Origin of the sequence: Rhodanobacter sp. C06 (assembly GCF_002001105.1) — a bacterium.
Lineage (GTDB): Bacteria > Pseudomonadota > Gammaproteobacteria > Xanthomonadales > Rhodanobacteraceae > Rhodanobacter_A.
The window spans coordinates 97,170-107,587 of sequence record NZ_MUNP01000050.1; the positions used below are offsets into that span (position 1 = coordinate 97,170).

Sequence of the window (10,418 nt, forward strand, 5' to 3'; positions counted from 1 at the left end):
TTGCCGAGTGGGCTAAAATGGGCGTTTTGACGGAGGCCACATGACACAGCCAGCCACTGCGGGCGCCCGCTTCCGCGCCGCGCTTGCCGCCGAATCCCCGTTGCAGGTGATCGGCGCGATCACTGCCTACGCCGGCCTGATGGCCAAGCGGGTGGGCTACCGGGCGCTGTACCTGTCCGGTGGCGGCGTGGCCGCCAATTCGCTGGGCATGCCGGACCTGGGCATCTCGACGATGGAGGACGTGCTCACCGACGCGCGCCGTATCGTCGAGGCCACTGGCCTGCCGCTGCTGGTCGACATCGACACCGGCTGGGGTGGCGCCTTCAACATCGCGCGCACCATCCGCAACTTCGAGCGCGTCGGCGTGGCCGCCGTGCACATCGAGGACCAGGTCGGCCAGAAGCGCTGCGGCCATCGCCCGGGCAAGGAAGTGGTGCCGAAGGAAGAGATGGTCGATCGCGTGAAGGCTGCGGTGGACGCGCGCACCGATCCCGGCTTCGTGATCATGGCGCGTACCGACGCGGCGGCGGTGGAGGGCATCGACGCGGCGATCGAGCGCGCGGTGGCCTACGTCGAGGCCGGCGCCGACATGATCTTTCCCGAGGCGATGAAGACGCTGGACGACTACCGCCGGTTCAAGGCTGCGGTGAAGGTGCCGATCCTCGCCAACCTCACCGAGTTCGGTTCCACCCCGTTCTTCACCACCGACGAGCTGCGTTCGGCCGACGTGGACATCGCGCTGTACTGCTGCGGCGCCTACCGCGCCATGAACAAGGCGGCGCTGCACTTCTACGAGACGGTGCGCCGCGAGGGCACGCAGAGGCACATCATCGACACCTTGCAGACGCGCGAGGAGCTGTACGACTTCCTGGGCTACCACGCCTACGAGGACAAGCTCGACGCGCTGTTTTCCAACAAGAGCTGACACGCGGTCGCTGTAGGAGCGCACCCTGTGCGCGATGACGCTTTTCGCGAAGAGCTTTCGCGCACAGGGTGCGCTCCTACACGCTCCGTTTTCCGCCGTTTCGCAATCCCTGCATCACAGGAGACACCCGATGACCGAGCAAGTCCTTCCCAAGGCCAAGAAGTCCGTCGCCCTGTCCGGCGTGGCCGCGGGCAACACCGCGCTGTGCACGGTGGGCCGCAGCGGCAACGACCTGCACTACCGCGGCTATGACATCCATGACCTGGCGGCAAAGGGCTGCTTCGAGGAAGTGGCACACCTCTTGGTTTACGGCGTGCTGCCGAACTGGACCGAACTGCAGAACTACAAGGCCAGGCTGAAGCGCCTGCGCGGCCTGCCGGCACCGGTGAAGAGTGCGCTGGAACTGCTGCCCGCCGCCACCCACCCGATGGACGTGCTCCGCACCGGCTGCTCGGTGCTGGGCACCGTGCTGCCGGAAAAGGACGATCACAACATCACCGGCGCGCGCGACATCGCCGACCGTCTGATGGCCAGCTTCGGCTCGATGCTGCTGTACTGGTACCACTTCAGCCACAACGGCAAGCGCGTCGAGACCCAAACCGACGACGACTCCATCGCCGCGCACTTCCTGCACGTGCTGCACGGCAGGAAGCCCAGCGAGCTGCACGCGAACGCGCTGGACAAGTCGCTGGTGCTGTACGCCGAGCACGAGTTCAACGCCTCCACTTTCGCCGCACGCGTGATCGCCGGCACCGGTTCGGACATGTATTCGGCGCTGACCGGCGCGATCGGCGCGCTGCGTGGCCCCAAGCACGGCGGCGCGAACGAGGTGGCGATGGAGATCATCGCGCGCTACCGCAACGCCGCCGAGGCCGAGGCCGACATCCGCGCCCGCGTCGAGCGCAAGGAGATCGTGATCGGCTTCGGCCATCCGGTCTACACGGTGTCCGATCCGCGCAACGAGATCATCAAGGAGATCTCGCGCAAGCTGTGCACGGACGGCGGCAACCCGGTGCTGTTCGAGGTGTCCGAGCGCATCGAGAAGGTGATGGGCGAGATCAAGAAGATGTTCCCGAACCTCGACTGGTTCTCGGCCAGTGCGTACCACATGATGGGCGTGCCGACGGCGATGTTCACGCCGCTGTTCGTGATCGCGCGTACCTCCGGCTGGAGCGCGCACGTGATCGAGCAGCGCCAGGACGGCAAGATCATCCGTCCCAGCGCGAACTACACCGGGCCGGAAGACCAGGTTTACGTGCCGATCGACAAGCGTTGAAGCGTCGGTAATCCGAAACAGGGAGGGAGCCGCGAGGCTCCCTTTTTCGTGGCCGTGCCGAGGCGTTCGCGCTGCCGGCGCTTGCACTCGTTACAGGTGTTGCAGATTTGATACAGGTCTCGACATCACGAATCCCTGGGCTCCGGAGCCTTGTTCTGCAGCATCGGAGGAGATGAGGCGGCAATCCCGCCCGATGCAACCTGTAACGCGGCTGGAACAGTGCATGCGGCGGGCTGATGCCACGTTGCCGATGCAATGACCCCAACTACCTGATTTGCAGATGAATTATTCGCGCATGTCCGCTTGGCATTGCCCTTGCCAGTTCAGCTTGCTGCACACGCAAGACTAGGCGGGATAGCCCAAGTCAACCAGGGGATTCCCGAGCACAACCGCAATCCGGCACAAGCCGGGAAGTGGCGGCGGTGTCTGGCGCTGCAGGCAACCGGTTCCGGCATCAGCCGGAATTGACGATGCAAGTCCTGATCGGGCTTTTCCAAGGAGAACGAACCATGCGCAAGACACTCATCGCTACCGCCATCTGCCTGGGCCTGGGTTTCAGCATCTCGGCCATGGCCGACCACAACCATCAGACCAACGCCGGCGGCACCAACGCCCAGGACAGCTCGGCGGCGCTGCAGAACGTGGCCAACCAGAACAACTCCAACAACACCAGCAATTCGAACAACACCAGCAGTTCCAACAACACCACGACCACGCTCAACACCGTTGTGGCGAACAGCGTGCTCAATGGTTCGGTATCGGGCGTCGGCGTCTCCGGCATCGGCAACAGCGCGATGAACTCGGGCAACGCCAATGGCGGTCACGGCGGGCTCGGCTTGGGCGTGGGTGCCACCTCTGCCCCAGGCGGCAACGGCGGCGATGCGCACAGCCATAGCGGTGACGGCGGAGCGGGGCTGGGCCTGAGCGCCGCGGTAGGCGGCTCCAACTCGGCTGATGGCGGCAACAGCAACGGCAGCGCTGGCGACGGCACGAACGGCAGTCTGGCGGCGAACGGTGGTCACCATGGTTCGGGCAATGGTGGCAACGGTGGTAACAACTCGAGTTCGGCCGGTGGCGGCAACGGCTCATGGGCAGGCGGCGCAGGCGGCAGCGGCTCCGCCGACGCGAGCAGCGGCTCGGGCTCGGGCACGGGCGGCAACAGCGGCGACAGCGCCAGCATGGGCGGCGCGGGCGGCGCCGGTGGCACGGGCGGCTCGGGCATGGGCGCGGGCGGCATGGGCGGCGCTGGCGGGACGGCCGCGGCGGATGCCGGCAGTTTCGACATGTCCAACCAGATGACCGGTACGGCCGTGGGCGCAGCCGGCATCGCAGTGATCGCGCAGAACAGCGGCGCGGCGGCACTCGTGCAGCAGAGCGTGAATGTGCAGGCCAACCTCACGGTCGGCCACTGATGGAACCTCCCGCGGTGGGGCGCGAACGCCCCACCGCGGCTTTGCGGCGACTGCGTGCCACGAGGGAGCCGGAAGTGGGCAGCCATGCATGGGCAGCCGTGCGTGACACCCGACGGCGTCCTCCGCGACAGGCAGTCGCGGCGGGAGTACAGAATCATGCGAACGTTCCGATTCGGTTGCGGGTTCCTGCTGTTGCTTTGCGTCGCAAGTCTTGATGCGCTGGCGACGGACGCGCCGCGGTCCGCCGTGCCGGCGCCCCGGACGGGCGCCACGACAGCTCTCGTGGCGGCACCGGCGCAGTCCGCCTATGTCGACGGCCTGGGCACCAGCGTCAGCGGTTCCACCCTGGCGCAATCGCGCGGCGGCATCGAGACGACCACCGAAACCATGACGCTCAACGGCTCGGTGGACCACAACACCGACAACCACGTGGTGACCGGATCCAACCTGATCGACGGCGGCGCGTTCAGTGGTGCGGTTGGCTTGCCGACGGTGATCCAGAACTCCGGCAACAACGTGCTGATCCAGTCCGGCATCATCGTCAACGTGCAGTTCAAGCCATGAGCAGGATGCTCCCGGCGCTTGCGATCGTGCTGGCTCTGGCCTGGTCCGGCGGCGTGCTGGCCGGGTCGGTGGAGATCAACGGCGGTACGGGCTCGACCTACACGCTGCATCTGACCACCATCAAGGAAGCGAAATTCAGGAACACCATCCGGCAGAGGTACGACTTCAGTTGCGGCTCCGCCGCCGTGGCCACCTTGCTGACCTACCAGTACGGCTATCCGGTCACCGAGCAGGCGGCATTCGCGCAGATGTACGCACACGGCGACCGCGCCAAGATCAGCAAGGAAGGCTTCTCCCTGCTGGACATCAAGAACTACCTGCAGACGCTCGGTTTCGAGGCCGACGGCTTCCGCCTGTCGCTGGACAAGCTCGCCCAGGAGCACCTGCCGGCGATCGTGCTGATCGTGGTGAATCGCTACCACCATTTCGTGGTCGTCAAGGGTCTGCTGGACGGTCGCGTGCTGGTGGGCGATCCCGCCTTGGGCACGCGCTCGATTCCGCGCGAACGGTTCGAAAAAATGTGGCAGGACAAGTTGCTGTTCGTGATTCACAACCGGCGCGATGAAGCGCACTTCAACCTGGTCAGCGACTGGCGCGCGGCGCCTCTTGCGCCGCTGGGCATGGGCATCGACCGACGCCTGATGGATTACACCACCATGCCGAAGTTCGGGCCCGGGCAGTACTGAGGTGATGGTGATGCAAAGCAAGAATCCAAAATCGAGAACGGGTCTGCGAGTCGTGTTGCCCTTGTGTCTGCTCGGCAGCGCAGGCGTCGCCCATGCCATGCCCGGCAGCGAGGCGGGCAACGCCGCCCCCCAGCCACAGCCATCGACGGCGCCGTCGGCGGATCAGGCACCGCCCGATATCGCCGGCCTCGGGCAGCCGGTCAGCGACGCCAACCTCGACCATGCGCGTGGCGGTTTCGATCTCGGCGGCGGCTTGGTGGCCTCGTTCGGCCTGCAGGAGGAGACCTACATCAACGGCCTCCTGGTGATGTCCACGAGCATCAATATCCCGGACATCAGCAAGATCACGCAGCAACAGGCCGCCGCTCTGGCATCGACGCTCGACGGCTTGAACCTCGTGCAGAACGGACCGGACAACGGAGTCGTTCCCGGCAAGTCAGCCACCGCGCCCAATACCGGTTCGACCGCCCAGTCATCCAGCCCTCCGGCGGCAGTGACCGGATCGAACGCATCGAACGGCGCCGTCGTCGCGCATGTTCCGAATCAGCGGAGCACCATCACGCCCGCCGTGGATGCGCCACCGGAAACGGTTGGCGTGCCTGTGCTCGGTGCCGGCGGCGTGGGTTCGGCAGCCACCCGGAACAACCTGGGCGCCGCAGCCGCGGCATCCGCGCTCGTGCAGGGTGGGGGATTGGCACAAGTCATTCAGAACACCTTGGACAATCAATCCATCCAGACCTTGACCACGCTCAACGTCTCGGTGAACACGTTGCAGGCGCTGCGCCAGATGAATCTGCAGAGCACCTTGCAGTCGGCGCAAATGCTCTCGTTCGGGCATTGAGCGCCACGCGAACGCTGCCTGCGCGTGCCTGATGGTGCCGAAGTCTCCCACGATCGGTTAGACAAGGAGCTGAAATGGAACGCAAAAGTCGGCAATGGGCATGCGCGGCCAGCTGCGTCGGGTTGATGGCGTTCGGTGGTTTGGCGAGCGCGCAGGAAGCGTCGCCGCCCGCGTCGCCCGCCGAGGCGGGACACGGGTCGTCCGCCGATGCAGGACATGGCGATCCATCGTCTTCCGCGTCGATACGCCAGCGGTTGCAGCAGCAGGATGCGGAGATCGACGCGATGCGCCACCAGATCGATGCGCAGATGGCGCAGCTCAAGCTGATGCGCCAGCAGCTGGCCCAGCAAGCGGCCGACTATGCATCGCTGCGTCACGCGGTCGGCGTGCGCGAGCTGGATCAACAGCGTGGTGGCAACCTGCAAACGACCGGGGTGAATTCGCCGACGCAAGCCATGCCGGTCGCATCCGCCGTGCAAACGGTGACGGCCGCCCATCCTCAGGAGGTTGGCCAGGCGCCGCCGAAGGATACCCGTCCACCCGAGGTGGCCCCCATCACCAACCAGCCCGGCGTGTTGACGCCGAGGCACAGCTTCGTGCTGGAGCCCTCGTACCAGTTCGGTTACTCCGCCGCCAACCAGGTCGATCTGGTGGGCTACACCATCATCCCGGCCATCCTGATCGGCCTGATCGACATCCGCACGGTGCGCACCACCAGCCACACCGTGACGCTCACCGGGCGCTATGGCCTCACCAATCGCCTCGAACTGGAGGTGCGCGTGCCGTATGTCTGGGAGGGCAGCAACATCGTCAGCCGCGAGGTGTTCACCGGCACGGCGACGAACAACGTGCTGAGTTCCAGCGGCAGCGGCCTCGGCGACATCGAGGCCACCGCGCGCTATCAGTTCAACGACGGTGGCGCGGACAAGCCGTATTACATCGGCTGGCTCCGTTTCAAATCCCGTACCGGCCAGGACCCCTTCGACGTGCGCACCGACTGCCAGACGCGCTGCATCGAGAATGTCACCGGCACGGGCCTGCCGCTGGAGTTGCCGACCGGCTCGGGCTTCTATTCCCTGCAGCCCGGACTCACCTGGCTGCTGCCGTCCGATCCCGTGGTGATCTTCGGCAACCTCAGCTACATGTACAACTTCGAACGGCACAACGTGTCCGAGAACCTGGTGGTCGGCAAGCAGTTCATCGGCAACGTGAAGGTGGGCAATGTCGCCGATGCCAGCATCGGCGTCGGTTTCGCGATGAACGACAAGGTGTCGTTGAGCCTCGGTTACGACCAGAGCTTCATCGGCGTGACGCGCGAGGCCGGCTCCAAGGTGCCGGGCTCGACCAAGATCTGGCTGGGCTCGCTGCTGGTGGGCGGCTCCTATCGCATCAACCCCAAGCGGACCTTGAACTTCACGCTGGGCGTCGGCGTGACCCGCGATACACCCGATGTGCTGATGACGTTGCGCATGCCGATGGCGTTCTGAGGGTAGCGCCGGCCGGTCAGGTTGCTGCGGGTCGGCACCGACGCCGCCGCAGCCAGCCGCCACCACAGACGCCGACCACCAGCGCCGCGTCGAGCAGGTATTTGACCCAGGCATGTGTCGCGAACCAGCCCGACCACAGGTGGTCGTGGGCAACCATGCGCGCCGCGGTCCAGGCGATCGCGCCGGCGCCGAGGTAGACGATGACGGGGAAGCGCTCGATCAGCTTCAGGATCAGGGTCGAGCCCCACACCACCAGCGGCACGCTGATGGCCAGGCCAAGCACCACCAGCAGCAGGTTGCCGTGCGATGCGCCGGCGATCGCCAGCACGTTGTCCAGCCCCATCAGCGCGTCGGCGACGATGATGGTGCGCAACGCGGCCCAGAAGCCGTCGGCGGCGGCGATGTCGTGCGACGCCTCGTCCTGCTTCAGCAGCTTCCAGGCGATCGGCAGCAGCAACAGGCCGCCGGCCAGCATCAGGCCGGGCAACTCCAGCAGCCAGACCACCACGGCGGTAAGCGCGATGCGCACGGCGACGGCACCGAAGCTGCCCCAGAACACGGCCTTCTTCTGCAGCAGCGGGGGCAGCTTGCGCGCGGCCAGCGCGATCACGATGGCGTTGTCGCCGGCCAGCACGAGGTCGAGCAGGATGATGGTGGACAGGCCGGAGAGAAAGTTGGCTGGGAATTCCATGCGAGGGTCCGACGCGCCGAGCACATGCAGCGACGACGGACGCGCGCAGGACCGTCGTCACCGCAAAAGTCTCGTTCGCGACATCGGCCGCCGCGGTGTCCGGAGCAAGGCATCGCTCGTGATGACGAACACCGCACGGATGCATGGCCGCATCCGGAACTACTCCCCTTTGGGTGGTAGTCCGGTCATTTTCGTGGCGGCCGGGGCAGGGGTCAAGCGCGCTGCGCTCCTGCCGGTGACGTGGGCCGGCTACAATGGGCGTTTCTCCTCGCCGCGAGAACCGTCATGAGCACTCACGACATCCGTTCCGCCGTCCGCCCCGATCCCGACCAGCCGATGGTCGACATCGCCGATTACGTGGCCGACTGCCGGATCGAGTCGAAGGAAGCCTACGACACCGCGCGCTACATGCTGCTGGATTCGCTGGCCACCGCGATGATGGCGATGAGGTTCCCCGAGTGCGTGAAGCACCTCGGCCCCGTGGTGCCTGGCGCCACGCTGCCGGGCGGCGCCCGCGTGCCTGGCACCAGCCACGAGTTGGATCCGGTGCAGGCTGCGTTCGCGATCGGCACGCAGATCCGCTGGCTGGACTTCAACGACACCTGGCTGGCGGCCGAATGGGGCCATCCGTCGGACAACCTCGGCGCCATCCTCGCCGTGGCTGACTGGCTGGGCCGCAAGGCCGCACGCGAGGGCGGCCTTGCGCTGACCGTGGGCGACGTGCTGGGCTACGCGATCAAGGCGCACGAGATCCAGGGTTGCTACGCGCTGAAGAACAGCTTCAACCGCGTGGGCCAGGACCACGTGATCCTGGTGCGGCTGGCTTCCACCGCGGTGGCCACGCACATGCTGGGTGGCGACAAGGAGCAGATCGTCACCGCCGTGTCGCACAGCTGGATCGACAACGGCGCGCTGCGCACCTACCGCCACGCGCCGAACACCGGGCCTCGCAAGAGCTGGGCCGCGGGCGACGCCTGCCGCCGCGCCGTCACCCATGCGATCAACGCGGTGTACCGCGGCGTGGTGGGCTATCCGTCGGCGCTGTCGGCGAAGACCTGGGGCTACTACGACGTGGCGTTCAAGGGCGACGCGTTCGCGTTCGAGCGTCCGTTCGGCAGCTACGTGATGGAGAACGTGTTGTTCAAGATCAGCTTTCCGGCCGAGTTCCACGCGCAGACCGCGGTGGAGTGCGCGATGCAGCTGCACGCCCAGGTCGCCGGCAAGCTCGACCAGATCGACAAGGTGGCGATCGAGACCCAGGAGGCCGGCTGCCGCATCATCGACAAGACCGGCCCGCTGGCGAACTACGCCGATCGCGACCACTGCATCCAGTACATGGTGGCGGTGCCGCTGATCTTCGGGCGCCTCACCGCGGACGACTACAACGACGACGTGGCCGCCGATCCGCGCATCGACGCGCTGCGCGACAAGATGACGGTGAGCGAGAACCCGCAGTTCACCAGGGACTACTTCGATCCCGACAAGCGCTACATCGGCAATTCGGTGCAGGTGTTCTTCAAGGACGGCAGCAGCACCGGGAAGGTGTCCATCGACTACCCGATCGGCCACCGCAAGCGCCGCGCCGAGGGCATCCCGGTGCTGCTGAAGAAATTCGAGGCGGCCATGCGCAGCCATCTGCCGGCGCACAAGGTCAGGGCGATCCTCGAAGCCAGCCGCGATCCGGCGAAGCTGGACGCGATGCCGATCCAGGAGTTCCTCGGCCTGTTCACGCTCTGAATACGCACTGGCGGCAAATCTCGCCAAGGCTTGCTCTGCCTGGCAATAACAGGCAGCGCAAATTGTCACGACATTCGTAACGTGTTATATTTATGTAAAGACGAATGGATCAATCCGGTACGAGCGAGAGTCGCCGCATCGGAAAGCAGTCGCGATTGTTTCAATACCAAAAAAGGGAGAGACCTGATGAAGCACAAGGGCCTTTATTTCATGGTTGCCCTGGCCTTGGGCGGCGTGGGTGCCGTCCATGCGCAGGACAACACGGCGACGACGACGGGCAGCAGCGACAGCACCGCCGCACCGGCGTGGCCGAACGGCTTCGATGACCGTTGGTACATCGCCCCGACCATCGGCGGCTACTACAACGACACGGACCGCAATACCCACAGCCGCCAGTTCTACTATGGCCTCGGCGTGGGCAAGTTCATTTCGTCCAACACCTCGCTGGATCTGTTCTTCGACCGTACCAAGCGCAAGATCGACCACAACGCCGGCAACTGGGCCAGCAACAACGTGGGCGTCGCCGTGCGCTACTACCTGGGCAGCACCGCGTGGCGCCCCTACCTGCTGGCGGGCGTGATGGGCAGCCATCACAAGAACCCGGCGGACAGCGGCTGGGATCCGGCGGCCGAACTGGGTCTGGGCCTGTCCAAGTCGATCACCGACAGCTCCGATGTGCGCGTGGAAGGCGGTTACCGCTACGACTGGGACGACAAGAGCCAGCCGAACAAGAGCGGTTACGGCGACTGGTTCCTGGGCCTGAGCATCGTGTCGCGCTTCGGCGCGGTGCCTGCTGCTC

General features: G+C 65.9%; 9 protein-coding genes and 1 pseudogene. 9 read left to right on the forward strand and 1 reads right to left on the reverse strand.

Annotation, left to right across the window (positions count from 1 at the left end):
* The first annotated feature begins 40 nt into the window (after window positions 1-40).
* The 7 genes from prpB (at window position 41) to B0E52_RS11210 (ending at window position 7,191) form a co-directional block, all read left to right on the forward strand.
* Complete coding sequence (gene prpB / locus B0E52_RS11180) at window positions 41-925, forward strand: methylisocitrate lyase (RefSeq protein ID WP_077483910.1); 885 nt, start codon at window positions 41-43, stop codon at window positions 923-925.
* Between the two features lie 130 nt (window positions 926-1,055).
* A complete protein-coding gene (gene prpC / locus B0E52_RS11185) occupies window positions 1,056-2,201 on the forward strand; it encodes a 2-methylcitrate synthase (protein ID WP_077483911.1) in 1,146 nt (381 codons plus the stop codon).
* Window positions 2,202-2,671: 470 nt separating this feature from the next.
* A complete protein-coding gene (locus B0E52_RS18790) occupies window positions 2,672-3,613 on the forward strand; it encodes a hypothetical protein (protein WP_217316680.1) in 942 nt (313 codons plus the stop codon).
* Between the two features lie 282 nt (window positions 3,614-3,895).
* Window positions 3,896-4,177 (forward strand): hypothetical protein, encoded by a 282-nt coding sequence (locus tag B0E52_RS11195; RefSeq protein WP_077483913.1) that lies wholly within the window; start codon window positions 3,896-3,898, stop codon window positions 4,175-4,177.
* Window positions 4,174-4,863, forward strand: a complete 690-nt coding sequence (locus B0E52_RS11200) for a C39 family peptidase (RefSeq protein WP_077483914.1) — start codon at window positions 4,174-4,176, stop codon at window positions 4,861-4,863. Before B0E52_RS11195 ends, B0E52_RS11200 begins: the two co-directional genes overlap by 4 nt.
* A gap of 10 nt (window positions 4,864-4,873) precedes the next feature.
* Window positions 4,874-5,704: a flagellin gene (locus B0E52_RS11205; RefSeq protein WP_139351648.1), complete on the forward strand. Its 831-nt coding sequence runs from the start codon at window positions 4,874-4,876 to the stop codon at window positions 5,702-5,704.
* A gap of 74 nt (window positions 5,705-5,778) precedes the next feature.
* A complete protein-coding gene (locus B0E52_RS11210) occupies window positions 5,779-7,191 on the forward strand; it encodes an acetate kinase (RefSeq protein ID WP_077483916.1) in 1,413 nt (470 codons plus the stop codon).
* Between the two features lie 16 nt (window positions 7,192-7,207).
* Here B0E52_RS11210 and B0E52_RS11215 read toward each other — a convergent pair whose 3' ends face one another.
* Entirely contained in the window at window positions 7,208-7,882 is a 675-nt protein-coding gene (locus B0E52_RS11215; protein WP_077483917.1) for a TerC family protein, read from the reverse strand.
* A gap of 285 nt (window positions 7,883-8,167) precedes the next feature.
* On the opposite strand from B0E52_RS11215, the gene B0E52_RS11220 reads away from it, so the two are divergent.
* Window positions 8,168-9,619, forward strand: a complete 1,452-nt coding sequence (locus B0E52_RS11220) for a bifunctional 2-methylcitrate dehydratase/aconitate hydratase (RefSeq protein ID WP_077483918.1) — start codon at window positions 8,168-8,170, stop codon at window positions 9,617-9,619.
* A 186-nt stretch (window positions 9,620-9,805) separates the two neighbouring features.
* Window positions 9,806-10,418 (forward strand): annotated as a pseudogene (locus B0E52_RS11225) (outer membrane beta-barrel protein); the annotation flags it as partial.

What these genes read in the sequence shown, in the direction of transcription:
- prpB (WP_077483910.1), top strand. Translation starts at nt 41, where the DNA reads ATGACACAGCCAGCCACTGCGGGCGCCCGCTTCCGCGCCGCGCTTGCC.
- prpC (WP_077483911.1), top strand. Translation starts at nt 1,056, where the DNA reads ATGACCGAGCAAGTCCTTCCCAAGGCCAAGAAGTCCGTCGCCCTGTCC.
- B0E52_RS18790 (WP_217316680.1), top strand. Translation starts at nt 2,672, where the DNA reads ATGCAAGTCCTGATCGGGCTTTTCCAAGGAGAACGAACCATGCGCAAG.
- B0E52_RS11200 (WP_077483914.1), top strand. Translation starts at nt 4,174, where the DNA reads ATGAGCAGGATGCTCCCGGCGCTTGCGATCGTGCTGGCTCTGGCCTGG.
- B0E52_RS11205 (WP_139351648.1), top strand. Translation starts at nt 4,874, where the DNA reads ATGCAAAGCAAGAATCCAAAATCGAGAACGGGTCTGCGAGTCGTGTTG.
- B0E52_RS11210 (WP_077483916.1), top strand. Translation starts at nt 5,779, where the DNA reads ATGGAACGCAAAAGTCGGCAATGGGCATGCGCGGCCAGCTGCGTCGGG.
- B0E52_RS11215 (WP_077483917.1), bottom strand. Translation starts at nt 7,882, where the DNA reads ATGGAATTCCCAGCCAACTTTCTCTCCGGCCTGTCCACCATCATCCTG.
- B0E52_RS11220 (WP_077483918.1), top strand. Translation starts at nt 8,168, where the DNA reads ATGAGCACTCACGACATCCGTTCCGCCGTCCGCCCCGATCCCGACCAG.